We start from the raw sequence: 14,876 nt of genomic DNA, 5'->3' as shown, positions 1-14,876 counted from the left end.
TCTGGCCAAGGGTCACCCTAGCACTCAACCAACCGCGACCGTTCTTCCACTAGCTTCGCGGGACCTTCGAAAGATGGTCAAAGGCGCCATGAGCTTTCGCCTGTTCAACCATCCAGTCCACATCGATGATGCCCGCGATGGAACCGTCGTCGTTGTACCCAGCCACCGCGCCGTTGGTAAACCCTAGAAGGATACAGCCGTCTTCGTCCGTCTCGGGAGCGTGATCGATGCCGCCGGCCTCGACAAAAAAATCGCCTGCTCTAACGCCACCTTTTTCATAGCCGAAGCCGCCTTGCAGAATGTACGCGTTAGCGGCACCGATGTGTTTGTGGACCGCTTTGGGTGCGCTGGCGTCAATCTTCAGCAAGAACACGAAGTAAGAATGGTTCCGACTGTAATCGAGCAGCTTGAAGTAGGTGCCTTCCAACGCCCACGGCGTCCACGGAATCTGACTTGCCCGGACGATCAGGGACCCATCTTCCCAGTGTTCATGGGAGTCGCGACCCGGATACGTTTTTGATTCGCTCGCTCCGCTAACGCCCATATAGCTGCTCCATGAGTTTGACCCTTAGGGTGATGGGTTGTGCAGCGCTACTGCCGCACATGGTCAGCGACACCATATTCCTGGGCCATCGACAGCATGAGCTTGGCATCGACAACCCCTTCAATCACGCCATCGTCGTTGAGCCCGCCGATAGGGCCAAAGAACACGCAAAACAACTCGCACCCTTCGGGGGATATGGGTTCGTGAATATCTCCGGCCGGCTCAAAGATGTAGTCGCCGGCCTCGCCAATATCTGCCTCGGTATAAAAGATGTTTCCCGACACCACAAAAACTTCGATGCCCCCCATGTGCTGGTGGACGGGCGCTTTGGTCCCCGGATCCACCTTCAACATACAGGTAAAACCACCGCTCCGACTGTCGACGCTCAGCAGCTTAAAGTGCACGCCCTCCATGACCCAGGGTTTGTATGGAATAGCGCCAAGCTTCGTGAACTCGGGGTAAGGTTTGGTAATCATCGCGTTGACCGGCGCGTCAGCCGCAGTCATTTCCAGAACTCTATTCATTTAACTGTCCTCAACTAGTGTGAAAGCGTAAATCCGCCGTCGATCGCCAACGATTGGCCGGTGATGAATCGTGCCGACTCAGAGGCAAGAAACAGCACGGCATTGGCGATGTCTTTGGGTTCCTGAAACTCACCCAGCGGAATCTCCTGTTTGAACTGGGCAGCGAATTCATCCGACGTGGTTCCTGCCTCGGTGGCCATACGATCAAATAGCCCATGGAGCATGGGCGTCAGCACCTGCCCCGGGTGTACCGTGTTGCACCGAATCCGGTAGCCTTGCTGTGCGACGTAAAGGGCCAACGATTTGGTGAAGTGCTCGACGGCGGCCTTCGACGCACCGTAGGCCGTGATGAACGGTGTCGGCAGCAGCGAAGCGACCGAAGAAAAGTTCACGATCGCCCCACCGTCATCCTTCGCCAGCAGCGGCAGTGCATGCTTACAGCCAAGGAAGGTACCCATCATGTTGACCCGGAATATGGCTTCCCAGTCGGCCAGTGGGCTATGTTCGGGGTCTTTGGGTGCCGCAGCATCTCCCTCAATACCCGCGTTGTTGACCAGTAAGTCCAGGCGGCCCTGCTCGTGAGCGACTCGCTCAACGACCCCACGCCAGGCCGCCTCGTCGGACACATCCAGCACCAGAAATCGGCCGCCCACCTCGTCGGCCACGGCACGGCCATCTACTTCGTTGACGTCCGAGATAAAAAGCGTTGCCCCCGCTTGCGCAAAGCGCCGCGCCACCGCGGCGCCAAGTCCTTGGGCACCACCGGTGATGAGAGCTACCTTTTGGTCGAGTTCCATCGAATACTCCCTCTGGGCAGACTAACCGTCCTAGCTATGAGCGGACCGAGGTCCGGCGAGCTGCGCGCCGTCTGCAATCAGCGACGACCCCGAGACCATCGCTGCCTCGTCGGAGGCCGCGAAGACGACGACGTTGGCAATATCTTGAGGGGTCGCAACTCGACCCATCGGAACGTGAGCCGCCATACCCTTCGTCAGATCCACACGGTCGATGCCCAGCTCGCTCGCCACGGGGTCCAGCATTTCGGTGTCAACATAGGTGGGGTGAATGGAAAGGCACCGGATCGGATAGCGTTTCTCCGCGCAGTGCATCGCAACCGATTTTGTGAGGGTCGTGACACCACCTTTGGTTGCGCAATACCCGGTGATATCAGACGGACCAACCAAACCGCCAATCGACGACATATTGATGATGGCACCGGCGCCGCCTGACGCGTTAATGGCTTTTATCCCTTCCTGGCATCCGAGGACAACGCCGGTCAGGTTTACATCCACCATTCGCTGGAAATCTTCCAGCTTCAACTCTTCAATGGAGCCAGCAACCCCGATGCCGGCAATATTCGCCACGATATCAACCTTCGAAAAGCGTTCTCTAGCCATTGCGAGGCCCGCTTGCCAGTCCTCTCGGTTCCGCACATCCAGCAAGCAACTGGCAACGGGCGAGATGTCCCGGGTTTCGTGATCCATGCAGAGCGCAAGCGTTCGGTTCATTCCGTCCTGATCGATGTCGGCGGCAACAACCTTGGCCCCCTCAGCGACAAAACGCCGCACCGTTTCGCGACCGATGCCAGAACCGGCTCCGGTAATCAGCGCAACCTTCTCGGCGAGCCTCCCCACCGTCGCTTAGAACCTGAACCGAAACTGGGCGCCGGCGACGCGGGGGTTTCCGTATACCTGTTCCACCAAACCATTTCCCGGAAAGGTAATATCAAACGCGTACTGGAGCTGCTCTTCATCCAGCAGATTTCTCGCGAACAACGCAATGTCCCAGTTGCCCTGGGCTGGTAAGTAGGAGAGCCGGGTGTTGACGTTCCAGTAGTCTCCCGCAGCGGTTACCGGGGCATTGGTTAGCTGGGAGAAGTAATCACCCACATAGGTGGCGTCGACGCCGACACGGACCTCACCGCTCGCGATCTCAAATCCTTTCGACAGAGACACGTTGAACTCCAGGTCAGGCGTCTGAGGTGCTTCGCGGTCCAGCGGAACACCGCCAATGTCGACGTCTTCCACGTCGGTTTCCACGAAGACCAGGCCCAACCGACCATCCCAGCCGTTGCCGACGGAAAAGGAGAACTCTCCTTCCGCTCCGTAGATGGTTGCGTCGGTGTTGGAGAGGATGAAGCTCACGCCGCGTTGGTCGAACGCCTGGTAGTCCTCGTAGTCGTAATAAAACAGCGCAAAGTTGAGTCGGGCCTGCTGATTAAAGAAATCCAGCTTGCTACCCAGTTCGTAAGCGTTGAGCTGTTCGCCGTCGAAGCGCACAAACTCAACCTGAGCTGCGCCGGCAAAGCCGGCGTTGTAGTTAAAGGCTTTGTACCCTCGGTTGTAGCTGGCGTAGAGCAACCAATCTTCGGTAAGCCGATAGTCAAGCTGCAGCCGAGCGGAGATGCCATCTTCATCATGACTGTCGGTAACAACTCCCGCACCGGCAATGGTTGCGGGGTTCTGCGGCGGACACGCCAGCGGTGATCCAATGAGGCTGACGCAGGTGTTTTGATACCGATAGTCTTTCTCATCCTGGGTGTAACGCAGGCCCGCCGTCAGGACCATCGCATCGTTCAGGTCATACTCCCCCTGTAGATATACCGACCAGGACTCGGTTTGTATTTCATAGTCACCGAACTGGTTTTGCCCCAGGGGAATAAGTACAGCGCCCGGCTCGCCGCCCGGTAGAAATTCGCTGGGTGCCCCTAAAGCGTTGTTGAAATTACCCAGGTTGTTGATCTGGTAACCCTGCGTGTAATCACCGTCGATATCCAGGTAGTAAAACCCGGCAGTGATCCGCGTCTTGTCGAAATCGCGGCTCGCTCTCAGCTCCTGCGAAAAGGAGTCTTGCTCAGTGGTCTGGTAAAACTCGGCGACGTCAAACGGCGTTAAGTCATTGTCCTCGTCGTAGCTGAACTCAATATCGTTAAAAGCGGAGATGGATTTGAGCGTCCATTCGGCAACGTCGTAGGTCAACTCCAACGAGACGGTGCTTTCATCGCGCATGTAGGAACCATCTTCATTGAACGACCCGGTAAACACATCACCGTCTGCATCGATGTATCCCGTATCGGTGTTTCGCGACGGTCGAAACTGCCCCAACGTATCCGCACCAGCGAAGCCTCCTGTCGGAAACGTCCCGCCAATCGCGTCAGACTCGTAGTCGGAAAACTCAGCCGTCAGCCGAGCACTAAAGTTGTCGCTGGGCTCCCAGAGCAGTTTGGCTCTTAAACCTTCGGTCCGGAGCTCACCCTGATCTGCGCCGATGTCGTTTTCTACGTAGCCATCGTTGTCCGAAATAAAGCCTGCGACCCGAAGCTTCAGGGTGTCAGAGATCGGAACGCTGACCGCGCCCTCGGCCGTCAGCGTGTTGAACTCTGCAGCCTGAAGATCCAGGTAACCCTCAATCTCATCCCCGGGATCATTGGTGATGACATGGATCAGACCGCCGGTTGCGTTGCGGCCAAAGAGGGTCCCCTGAGGCCCCTTCAAAACCTCTACCCGCTGAACGTCATACAGGCGAGTGAGGTTGCCGCCGTTGGAGGGTCGATAGACGTCGTCCTGATAAAAGATGTTGGCCGACTCCAGATGTGAAGCAAAATCGTTCTGCGCGACCCCTCGAATGGCCACCAGCCCGGCGAGCGGCGCACCGGGTCGAATGATCGACAGCCCCGGGGTAATGGCCGTGAGCTCCTCGGTTTGCACCACACCAGCCTGACGAAGCTGCTCGCCGTTCAGCGCAGTCACCGAGACACCAATGTCCTGAATGCTCGCGTCGCGTCTGGTTGCGGTCACAATCACTTCTTCCAGCGCTCGGCCCGCGGAGTCTTGCCCCAAGACGGCCGGTGACGCAGCCAGCCCCCCGACACCAACAAACCACCAAACGCTTAAGGCCGTACAGCGGAACTGTCTCATCGAGAACTCCTTTAGGATGACATCAACGCCAGTCCGTCCGGATGCTAATTCCTGCTCCGAGAATGCCTCAATAGTGTTTTGCCACTAGAGCGTTTTGGAATTGGGCGCGATACATTGGATTCAACGCAAGACTCAGCCCCAGGCTCAACACGGGGCTAGCCATTTTTGTATCTAGCCCAGGAGAGAAAGTGAGATGAGCACCATTTCCCACGCGGCGGCGGCGCAAATAACCCCGACAATACATTCGGCTTTCGTCGATCCCGAAACCATCGACTGGTCGCCCTGGGTCATGGAAGGAACCTGGTTCAAGCTGCTGAATTTTGACCCAAAAGTTGGTGGCTTCACCATGCTGCTTCGCGTGAGCCCCAACAACGAAGCGCCGATCCATGGCCACATCGGAGACGTGGAAGGATGGATCCTAAAAGGTGGATTCAGCTATGAGGACGACCACGGCTATGCGGGGAACTATGTACTCGAGCGCGGCGGCATCAACCACATGCCCGCTACCGGCCCAGACGGGATGGAGATGTTGGCAATCGCGCACTCCCCGCTGGTGGGTTACAACGACGACGGCAGCGTTGGCGCGGTAGTCGATGCAAAGATGATGTTTACGCTGGCCAAGCAAAATGGCGCTGCCGAGCATCTGGCGCAGCCAGAGCACTGGACAGATATCAACTAGAAGGCTTCGCGAATGGAATCAGGCTGAGGGGTCTGGCGGGTTATTGTTCCACTGAATCGCCAGTTCCATGCGGCCGCGAATCTGCAGCTTTTCATAGACCGCACATAGGTGGTTAACGACAGTGTTTTCGCTCACGCCTAGCTCCGCGGCAATCTGACAATTCCTGGCCCCGCCGGCCAGGAGACTGGTGACCTGCAGCTGACGCGGCGTTAGAAGTTTCCAGTCCGGCACCTCTTTGCTGGAGCCGACGGGAAGCGAAATCAGGGCCAGTTTTCGCGCGGATTGAATCCGCCGAACCCGAGCTGAAATCCCGGGTTCTTGGCCGGGAATAGCAATTGACCCCAGGTCGTCCGCGGACGCCAAAAACGTCGCCAGTTGTTCCGCCAAAGCAGGTGTCGGGGACTCTATGGCGCCGAACAGCGGGTGGTTCTTGGCGCTGGTGGTGGCGTCGATCGGACGGCAACTGCCGTCGACCAGTACCAGGGGCTGGCGAGACACCTCACCGATAAAAGACTGGGTGAAATGCTGAATCTCACGATCCTGTTCTCTCAGCAGCATGCCCTGGAACGACTGCCGCAAAATGGTGCCGACCTGTTCGCCAAGCTGGCAGTCGTCGCTGGTAAAGTCCGACAACGAATGGTCTCGGTGAATGGCCATCAGTAAGCGGCTATTGCGTTGGTGATCGAGCGGAATGCCCAGAACCAACATATGTTTCACGTTAGTGCCCGAGAGGAAGTCCGAAAAATCCGGATCGATATCCACCGCTAGGTCTGAGTAGCGAAAAACGCTGCACTTGGGATTTTCCGTTGTATCGGCGTTGTGACGCAGCACCGGATCACTTTTGCGATAGCGCAGATAGTACCGATCTAACGCCTGTTGGGGCTGATTGATGGCGACCTTAAGCTCTCGAACGTCAGGGTCTGATCGATTTTCCTGGGACAACAGCAGCAGGCTGCTGGACTTAAAGGAGTGCATCAACGGCGACAACGCTTCCGGACCCAGCGTCGAGAATTCGGGGCATGAACATACGTGCGCCAGTGACTCGATAACGCTCTGCGAATCTACTCGAGCTGCCTGTGACATGGGTGCACCCGGTTGCTGCCAATCCAGCTAAAGCGTATCACGTTCGCCGTTGGGGCTAGTTGACCCGCAAATTGAGAAGACGGTCAGCCATGAATATGACTGACGCTATTTTGCGGCCGCGATACCGGGCTGATGAACAGCCTGTCTACCCTAAGGACGGCTTCCGCCAGCTTCCTCCATCATCGCTTCCGCGGTCTCGGTGAGCCGGTAGGGACCGGTGGTCGACAGATAAAGCTGACAGGCTTCTTCACCCTCGCAAGCCAGTGGCTGAGGATCATCCTGTTCAAATTGTAGAAAGGCGCCAGGCTTAAGTAACGCGCTAGGCGGCATATCGCTGAGAGCAAGTCGCCCAACGATCACGACCGCGTTGATGCTGTCGCTGGCGCTCTTAGGCTCGCCGCGAAAACCGGACGGCAGCCTTAAGAGCGTGCCGTTTTGCTCACCCTGCCCCGGCCCACCCCAAAGATGCGCTATCGCCGGGCCACCAGCCTTCGGTTCGCTGGGGGTTTTGATCCACGCGGTGTCGGACCCCGTCAGCCAGACAAGATTGGTTGCGTCGACGTTGAGCGGACGATCGCCAGAGTCGAACGCCTCATCCGTCGGGCGCACGAGGTAGGGACCGCTCAAAATCTCGAGAAAGATGGTCGCGCCGTCTTCGCCCGCAGCGGTGATATGGGGTTCACCGGCCGGTTGGACCCAAAAAGAACCCGGCCCCAACCAGAGCTTCTCCGCACCCGGATCGTCGTTGTGGACAACGCCCTCAATCACAACGCCTCGATAAGTAATGTTGTGAATGTGGGGCGGTGAGGAAAAGTTGGGTTTGAAAACAATGATCGCCCCGGTCGGCGTGTCTTTGCGTATGTTGCCCCACAATGCGCCTGCTTGGGGACTGGCGTCGCCGCGAAGTGGGTTGAGCGGCACAAACTGCACATCCGCCCGGGGCGTTACGTCGCCAGCGAGGCCAGCCGCCGGGACAAGCAACCCTAAAAGCATCGCCAAACGCACCCACAGCGAGCCTGTTGCGCTGACTGTGCCCGGCGTTCTCGCATCGCGGGACATGGGCGCAGCACCATCAATCATCATCCAAGACCTCAAGATCGTGAAGAATCAAAAATCCTCTGCCGCCGTTCGGTAGTACAGATCGGTCATATAGGTAATCGCGGCGTCCGGGGTTTCGCTCCAGCCCGCGAGCTTCCAGTAGCCGTCGTTGAGCACGAGCATCGTCAGCACCCGGTTGAAGCCGCCCATGGCCTTGCCGCGATGATGAAAAGGCATTCCGTCAGCAAGCCTGGCATCGGTCGAGAAGCGAATATCCCAATTCATATCCATCGCCACCATACAACGTTCGGGCTCCAGCGGAATGTGTTTCATGCCCGAAAGCTGCAGGCGAATGTCCTCGTGCAGACCTTCGTTTTGCGCCCAGTAGGCGAGCACCTGAGACCAGTCGGTGTAGAAGGTGCGAATCTCTTCAGCCTTGTAGTACGCAAACTGATTTTCCGACCAGTGCTCGACCAGCGCGCTGGCGCTGTTGAGTCGCCAGGCTTCCGCATAAGCCAGGAGCGCGGACTCGATATCCTGCTCTACTGCCATCACATTCTCCTTCGAAGTCAAAAGAAACGCCGTACTTCGGATGCCGGCGTGCTAGGCCGTAGGCAACATTCACCCGTTCGACACTGTCATAGCGCGAATTCTATACTCGACGCATCAGCTTCCGTAGCAGCGGCGTTCCGAAGAGGTAAACCATCATGATCGTATCGTCCGTAGACAAGATCCTCATGAACCGACGCCAAGCCTTAGGCGTGGGCCTGGGTTTAGCCGCCGCCGCCGCGGGCCTCTCCTCAGCCCCGGCCGCCGCCAGGTCGAACGGCTATAACACGGCTCTGGATTTTGACGGCACGTTCGATCCAAAACGCGCTGAACATAACACCCTCGCCTTTTGTAAATTGATGGCCGACACGCGGGATGGGGTCGAGTCCTGCGGCTACTTCAAAGGCAACGTGCTCGCCTATGTTGGCCCCAAGCAGCGGCTCGAGCCCCTGTTTGGCTTTGAAGGCTTCGGCATGACCCGCACAATTCAGGTGGGCGAATACGCCTGGCGCAAGCTCCACAAAGAAGTGGCGTACTACACCGACCTCAAAACCGGCGAAGTCATGGACGAGTGGCACAACCCGCTCAGCGATGAAAAGGTCAAGGTTGTCCCGGTGCACAATGACGTTGTGAACTCCACCTGGGCGCCCACCTATTCGTTCGGCGTGGGCCCGGAGAAGGTCACCTTTCCATTCGTTTTTCCATGGCTGGTCATGGGCGACAACGCGGTGGTCGATTTTGGCGTCAACACCGCCCACCCCGCGGTGCTCCAGCCCGACGAATGGCCTCGCGAGTCGCATGGCGAGATCACCCAGGTAATGGAAGCCATCCAAATCCACACAACGCTCTCGGATCTGATGGATCCCAAACAAACCGCCGTGCAGGCGTCCGGATCATGGCAGCGCATTTCACCCTGGCTGCCCTGGATGTTGATGGGGCAAACCCCGGGCCACCTGTTCTATAAGACGGTGACCCGTCGGATGAAAGAAGGCGTGGAAGGACTGCCACCACACATATTGGAATACACGAAGGCAAACTTCTCGGATTACCTTGCGGCGCCGAGCGAATGGCAGGAGCCTAACGTTTCCAGCTACGAAGTCTATGAGCGGGAAATGAAACCACAGCCGCCAAGAAACGCCGGCTAGCGTGGCCTGACTCTATGGCGACTGGACCACTCTGTGCGGCCGTTTGTACCTTAGTCCTGCTGGGATCTTCGGCTACCGCCATGGAGCGGGAGCATTTTGCTGACTATGTCTGGGGTCGCGCTGGGGATGGCGAGGTCATCCATCGCGTTTCTTCGGGGATAGCTTATGACACTGACAGCGGTGAGGTCGTGGCGAGACTTGAGGGTCACGAGATTGCGCAGGCGGTACCGTCGAAATCAGAGCCCGGCACGATCTACCATATTGCCCGCGCGATGCTTCTCTATCGGCATCCCGAAACCCATGCGGTATTGACGGTCTACCCCGGCAGCGACCCCGTTGCCCTGACCGTCGTCAGCGCCTATAGCTTCACCGAGGACGGCTTTGTTTACCGCTTTGGCAGTCCCAACAACTCAGCGCCGCCGCGCACCATCCCCGGAGAGGTCACCTGCGAGAACCAGGGGCCGGTCTTGTCCTGCCTTCGCGGCACTTCCTATAAAGCCGACGATGGACGCAGCGTCCTCGAATACCGATGGACCGTAGACCGAACGGCAACCGCTCCAGAAGCGGCCGCCAGGGCTGAGTTTGCTGAAACCGAGCCACCCCATCCCGGTATCTCTAACGGACCGGTCATGATCCGTTTGACCAGCTACCGGGCGACATCTTGGGACACCGTGCCTGAATCGTTGCGATTGTGGATGGAAAAGGAAGCCCCTGGGTTTGCGACGCTTCCAAGGGACATGGTCGCCCTTATTGAAGCGGCGGGGTTTGCGCCCTAGCGGACCCGGCGCGGGAAGGCCGCGCGGCGTTTTCCGATAATCGACAAGTGTAGGCGCCCGAAACTCACAATCTTACGCGCCACCGGTATTGGGTAGGGCTGACCCCTGAGACATCCTCATTTTCAGCACCTGCGCCACAGCTGACGCGAGCTGGTCTTGGGCCGCGAATAGTTTGCTGCGGTCCGCTGCAAATGTCTCAGACCAGAGTTGAGCCCGGGTTCTGGTTTCGATCAACTGAGCAGAAATCCGAAAGTGCCCACCAAACTGGCGCACACTACCCTCAAGGACGTAAGTCGTCTCCAGATCACTGCTGCCACATTCAGCTACGTCAGGGGCGGCGACCGGCAGCAACTCAGGCCCGCGATGGGCCACCACCCTAAGGTTTGGGAGCTGCGCCAGCGCATGTAGCACTTCCTGCGAGACGCCATCGGCAAAATATCGAAGGCTCCGATTTGGGCTTAGGTCGTCAAAAGACAAAACCGCGATCGAGTATGGCGGGCCAGATTCTCTTTCATACCAGAACAATGCAAAGATGCCACTTAGCAGCGCGGCCACCCCAAGCGTCAGCAGTCCGGCCGAATGTCCGAACGGTCGGTTAACCCTAGCCGGTTGGTCAGAGGACTCAGAGTCTTCAAGACTCACCTCAACATTGAACATGTAGCCGCGGCGCGGCAACGTTTTGACCATCGAGCGGTCGGTGTCGCCCAGTGCTCGTCGAATGTCGACAACGCTCTGGGTCACCGTATCGTCTGTAATTGCGACCGGCCCCCACACTGCGTCGATGATCTCCGATTTCGATTTCACCTGGCCGTGATTGCGCACAAAATATTCGAGTAAACGAAACGACCTCGGCCGAAGATGAACCTGCGAGTTACCCTTTCGCAACATCCCAGCCTTAACATCCAGCGTGAAAACACCAAATCGATAGACCGGCGGCAATTCAGCGGCAGCGCGAGTTGGAGCGTGTGCGGGGGGAAGCGATTTTTGCCGGGCCGACGGGAGATGCGCCAAGCCTCCGCCAACAGACAGAGACCTGGTGCTCAAAGCCGGATGGCCAGCACCCGGCGCACCACGACCTAAGGCCACCTCCTCACTCATGGGTTAGGCTGCCGTTGAGTGTAGCTCTCCTGCGGCCCCATTTTGGCGTGCATAGCCGTCAGCTCGTCGATCGCAAAATGCTTGACGGCATTGGTAGCCACCTCGCGCCGACAGGTTCGTTCGTGACCGTGGCTCCAGTAGCCTTCGACCCCTTTGACTTTGCAAGCCTGCGCCGCCTTAAACTTGATTCGTTCGTAGAGCTCAGGGACCGACATCCCGGGCTCGTATCGGATGCTGACTGACATTTCCTCGCTGGTCGTGCCTGCCATTGCAGTTCCCGCGATCACCGCCACAGTGGTTCCAAGCAACAGCTTCGAAATTCTTTTCATCAGGCTTTCCTCCTAAATTGAACCGGTTGAGGCCCGGCCGGGTGCTTCCGCGACCCTGTTCCAGTTGCGCGCCGACCGCTTGTTCGGCGCGTTCAGCCGAAATTCGACCGTGGACTTAGGTTGGCCTGACGGCACCATAAGTGCCTGAAAAAAATAAATAATCTATCTGAAGAAAACCTGAAGGAACGTTGAAGCGTACGCTTGAGCGTCTTGAGAAGTGAAGGCCGGGGGGGCTATTTCGGTCTTTTTTACCGATTTATCATCCTGCGAACTACTGACCGAATCGCGTCGTGAACGAAGCGAAAAAGCTACGGCCTAGTACATCATAGAGACCAGAATCGGTGTTGTTTTGCACAACCGCGTCCGCCATGAGCGGCGGGCTGGTGTCAAACAGATTGTTGACGTTCAGCCTAACCTCAGCGCCTCGACCAAAGGCATAGCCGATACCGACGTCAACATAGCTTTTACTGCCAACGTCCGGTACGCCCTGTATCGGATTGGACAGGTTCTGGAAGGCTACCCGTAAGGGCGCGGCGTTGTCGGTACCCTCGATCCACTGCCAGGTGACATGAGCGGACCAGGGCCCCGCACGATAGTGGGCCTGGGTGGTTACACGGTTTTCCGGAAACGTCTGCGCACCGTCGAAAACCTCGCCATCGAAGCAGGGCCTGCCAAAACGACCAGCGCAATCCAGCACTCGAGAAACCGGGTTCTCCTGCTGCCGGTATTCCAGTAGATGAGACCAGGAAGCAGTCAGGGTGAGATCCGCACTGCCCTGCCCCAGCGCCGCCGACCGAGGCAGTTCCTTGCTAACGCGAAGCTGGGTATCGATCCCATTGACTTCAAGCAGACCTCGGTTGCTGATCGGTTCGCTTACAACGCGGATATTGCCGTCAGGCCCGCGCTGAATGTTTTCACAAAATACGTTACCCGTATTAGTTGAATCGAAGCAGATGGAGAACGGATCAATTTGGCCAATGGCATCCTCGACGTCAAATTCGAAGTAATCCACCGCAAGCGACCAGCCGGCGAAACGTTCAGGCTCCAGCACGAACCCTACCGTCAGCGTATCGGCCGTTTCGGGCTGAAGTTCGGGATTACCCCCGCGAATGAAGGTGGCCGGCGTGATATCAGCCGCCTCAAAAACGCCCAGCTGAGCATCCGTGAGACCCTGCAGCCGGCATTTGTCGTCGATCCCGTTCCCCACCGGATCAAGGGACGCGGAGCAGGGGTCCGGCTGATTGACACTCGTGGCAGACCCCAGCTCGATAAACTGCTCGGCAAAAAGCTCGGCCAGGTTTGGGGCCCGCACGCTGCGCTGCTGCATTGCGCGCAGCCGGAAGTTTGGGCCCGGCGCCCATTCAAGACCCAGTTTATGCGTTGTTTGGCCACCGGCGAGGTCATAGTCTGAATACCGGAGGCCCGCTTCCAGCCCGAGATAATCCGCTCCGGGCTGGTCCACGAGCAGCGGAAGCACCGCCTCCGCGTAAACCTCGAGCACGTCCTCGGATCCGCTGATGGCCGACTCCCCACGAAACCCGAGCGTGTCCCCGGTTGAGAGCACGTCGTCAGCTTGAAAGTCACCTTCGTCTCGCCGGTAGGTCAGGCCCGCAGCCACCTCAAGCGGCCCCGCCCACCCTTCAAGCAATGAGCCGGTGATGAACGCCCCTGCCAGCGTTTGGGTTCGTTCCGTCGTGTTGACCACGTTGCCGACACGCAAAAAGTCTGCGGCCTCGGGCGAGATGTTGCCGGCACCAAACGGGTTGACGGGCACACAGCCCCCGCTGGGATCGATGCAACCGCCGGTCGCCGGATCAACCAGCAACCCTTGCGCCAGGCGAGATCGGGAAGCGTCGTTTAACAGGAGTTCCCGCTCGGTAGCATCAGTGAAGCCCAACCATGCGTCATAGCCCCAGTCGCCCCAGATTGTTCCGCGCACGCCGAACACGGTCCGCCAGTAGTCACGGTCTCGATCGACCGCCCGTTGTCCAACCTCGATGAGCCGACGCCCAAAGTTAACGCTGGCGCGATTGTCGCCAGTCGCGAAGTTTTCGGCTAGCAGCGCTCGGGTAGCGGGCGTCAGTAGCGGATTGTCCAGATTGGTTGTCAGTACCCCTGTCGCAGGGATCGCCGCAAACTGCTGTTCGGACTGATTGTTGGCAAAGCTCAATTCCGCGTAGACTTCGGCGGATGTGGTTAGCGCAAAATTGGCAAACAGACCAGCGCTGAACCGCGTCAGGGGCGTCTGCAGGTAATTGACCGGAGCAAAGTTATAGCGATCGTCCGGATTCTGGAATGCGCGAAAATTCCCATCCGGCTCAAAGATGGGGAAAACCGGGCCAATTCCCAGATCAACTGGCGCGAAAAGTAACAACTCGGGAACTGCAAACGACCCACGGGGCCTGACACCTCCCATCAGATCATCCTCCAAGTCTGTTTGCGTAAAGGCACGCTCACCCGCCAGCAGCGTGTCGCGCTCCATGGCGTTGGCAAACAGCGTCAGGTGTCCGCGACCCTCGCTCAGGTCCACCCCATAAGCGACACTCACGTCGCGCGTTTCCGCATCACCCGAATCGGTAACCCCGTACTGACCTTCAATCGTCAGGCCCTGAAAATCATCCCGAGTAATAAAGTTGACTACGCCGGCCACGGCGTCAGCCCCGTAGACCGCCGCCGCGCCGCCCGTAATCACTTCCACCCGGTCGATCAGTCCCGTTGGCAGATTGTTTAAGTCCACCGCGCTGCCAACGCCAGAGGGCGCCAGGCGTCGGCCGTTGAGCAGCACCAGCGTGCGACCAGCACCGAGACCGCGCAGATTGACCCTGGCGGTACCATCTCCCGGATTATTGGAGGTCCGGCCAAAGTCGGGTGTCACCTGCGGCATCCGATTGAGCACCTCTTCGATGGTCGGCCGCCCGGCGAATTGAAGCTCGCTGCGGTCAATCGTGATAAGCGGACTGACTGAGCTGAGATCACGGCGACGAATTCGCGAACCCGTGACCACAACCTCCTCCACCACCGCAGACTCGACGACTTCACCGCCTTCAGGCTGTGCGATGGACGGAGACCCAAAGAGCAAGCCTAGCGTTACGACAAAGGTGATTTGTCGCCAAGACCTGAAGACATCCCCGCCGATAAAATAGTTATCCACGTCGCGCTCCCATGATTCCGACAATGAAGCAGTCATTGATGTG

At 58.2% G+C, this 14,876-nt stretch carries 14 protein-coding genes; 3 read left to right on the top strand and 11 right to left on the bottom strand.

The genetic code is table 11. From position 1 onward, the window contains the following. Nucleotides 1-49 precede the first annotated feature (49 nt). Genes AAF358_23640 through AAF358_23620 form a run of 5 tightly spaced genes read right to left on the bottom strand, consistent with a single transcriptional unit; the run spans nucleotide 50 to nucleotide 4,985 of the window. A complete protein-coding gene (locus AAF358_23640; GenBank protein ID MEM7708569.1) occupies nucleotides 50-544 on the bottom strand; it encodes a cupin domain-containing protein in 495 nt (164 codons plus the stop codon). A gap of 47 nt (nucleotides 545-591) precedes the next feature. Continuing rightward, complete coding sequence (locus AAF358_23635; GenBank protein MEM7708568.1) at nucleotides 592-1,068, bottom strand: 2,4'-dihydroxyacetophenone dioxygenase family protein; 477 nt, start codon at nucleotides 1,066-1,068, stop codon at nucleotides 592-594. Between the two features lie 14 nt (nucleotides 1,069-1,082). Beyond that, nucleotides 1,083-1,865 (bottom strand): glucose 1-dehydrogenase, encoded by a 783-nt coding sequence (locus tag AAF358_23630; protein MEM7708567.1) that lies wholly within the window; start codon nucleotides 1,863-1,865, stop codon nucleotides 1,083-1,085. A gap of 30 nt (nucleotides 1,866-1,895) precedes the next feature. Further along, nucleotides 1,896-2,702, bottom strand: a complete 807-nt coding sequence (locus tag AAF358_23625; protein ID MEM7708566.1) for an SDR family oxidoreductase — start codon at nucleotides 2,700-2,702, stop codon at nucleotides 1,896-1,898. A 6-nt stretch (nucleotides 2,703-2,708) separates the two neighbouring features. Then, complete coding sequence (locus tag AAF358_23620) at nucleotides 2,709-4,985, bottom strand: TonB-dependent receptor (GenBank protein MEM7708565.1); 2,277 nt, start codon at nucleotides 4,983-4,985, stop codon at nucleotides 2,709-2,711. 193 nt (nucleotides 4,986-5,178) lie between these two features. Between AAF358_23620 and AAF358_23615 the strand changes: the two genes are divergently transcribed. Then, nucleotides 5,179-5,664, top strand: coding sequence for a cupin domain-containing protein (locus AAF358_23615; protein ID MEM7708564.1), 486 nt, complete (start codon nucleotides 5,179-5,181; stop codon nucleotides 5,662-5,664). Nucleotides 5,665-5,682: 18 nt separating this feature from the next. Here the strand turns inward: AAF358_23615 and AAF358_23610 are convergent, their stop codons facing one another. The 3 genes from AAF358_23610 to AAF358_23600 all read right to left on the bottom strand — a co-directional run bounded on the left by AAF358_23610 (nucleotide 5,683) and on the right by AAF358_23600 (nucleotide 8,337). Next, complete coding sequence (locus AAF358_23610; protein MEM7708563.1) at nucleotides 5,683-6,747, bottom strand: helix-turn-helix transcriptional regulator; 1,065 nt, start codon at nucleotides 6,745-6,747, stop codon at nucleotides 5,683-5,685. Between the two features lie 150 nt (nucleotides 6,748-6,897). Further along, entirely contained in the window at nucleotides 6,898-7,830 is a 933-nt protein-coding gene (locus tag AAF358_23605) for a DUF4437 domain-containing protein (protein MEM7708562.1), read from the bottom strand. 24 nt (nucleotides 7,831-7,854) lie between these two features. Next, nucleotides 7,855-8,337: a hypothetical protein gene (locus tag AAF358_23600; GenBank protein MEM7708561.1), complete on the bottom strand. Its 483-nt coding sequence runs from the start codon at nucleotides 8,335-8,337 to the stop codon at nucleotides 7,855-7,857. Between the two features lie 155 nt (nucleotides 8,338-8,492). Here AAF358_23600 and AAF358_23595 point away from each other — a divergent pair, with 155 nt between their 5' ends. Next, a complete protein-coding gene (locus tag AAF358_23595) occupies nucleotides 8,493-9,479 on the top strand; it encodes a DUF1838 family protein (protein ID MEM7708560.1) in 987 nt (328 codons plus the stop codon). Between the two features lie 14 nt (nucleotides 9,480-9,493). Further along, the gene (locus tag AAF358_23590; protein ID MEM7708559.1) at nucleotides 9,494-10,255 is read left to right on the top strand and encodes a hypothetical protein; all 762 of its coding nucleotides are present in this window, start codon (nucleotides 9,494-9,496) and stop codon (nucleotides 10,253-10,255) included. A 72-nt stretch (nucleotides 10,256-10,327) separates the two neighbouring features. Here AAF358_23590 and AAF358_23585 read toward each other — a convergent pair whose 3' ends face one another. The 3 genes from AAF358_23585 to AAF358_23575 form a co-directional block, all read right to left on the bottom strand. Continuing rightward, nucleotides 10,328-11,143: a winged helix-turn-helix domain-containing protein gene (locus AAF358_23585; GenBank protein ID MEM7708558.1), complete on the bottom strand. Its 816-nt coding sequence runs from the start codon at nucleotides 11,141-11,143 to the stop codon at nucleotides 10,328-10,330. Between the two features lie 206 nt (nucleotides 11,144-11,349). Further along, a complete protein-coding gene (locus AAF358_23580) occupies nucleotides 11,350-11,682 on the bottom strand; it encodes a hypothetical protein (GenBank protein MEM7708557.1) in 333 nt (110 codons plus the stop codon). A 271-nt stretch (nucleotides 11,683-11,953) separates the two neighbouring features. Then, nucleotides 11,954-14,833 carry a TonB-dependent receptor gene (locus AAF358_23575; GenBank protein MEM7708556.1) on the bottom strand — a complete coding sequence of 960 codons (2,880 nt, stop codon included), beginning with the start codon at nucleotides 14,831-14,833 and terminating at the stop codon, nucleotides 11,954-11,956. Between the last annotated feature and the right edge of the window lie 43 nt (nucleotides 14,834-14,876).

It is taken from the genome of Pseudomonadota bacterium (assembly GCA_039033415.1).
Lineage (GTDB): Bacteria > Pseudomonadota > Gammaproteobacteria > Xanthomonadales > SZUA-38 > JANQOZ01.
This window is presented reverse-complemented; position numbering and strand designations above follow the sequence as displayed.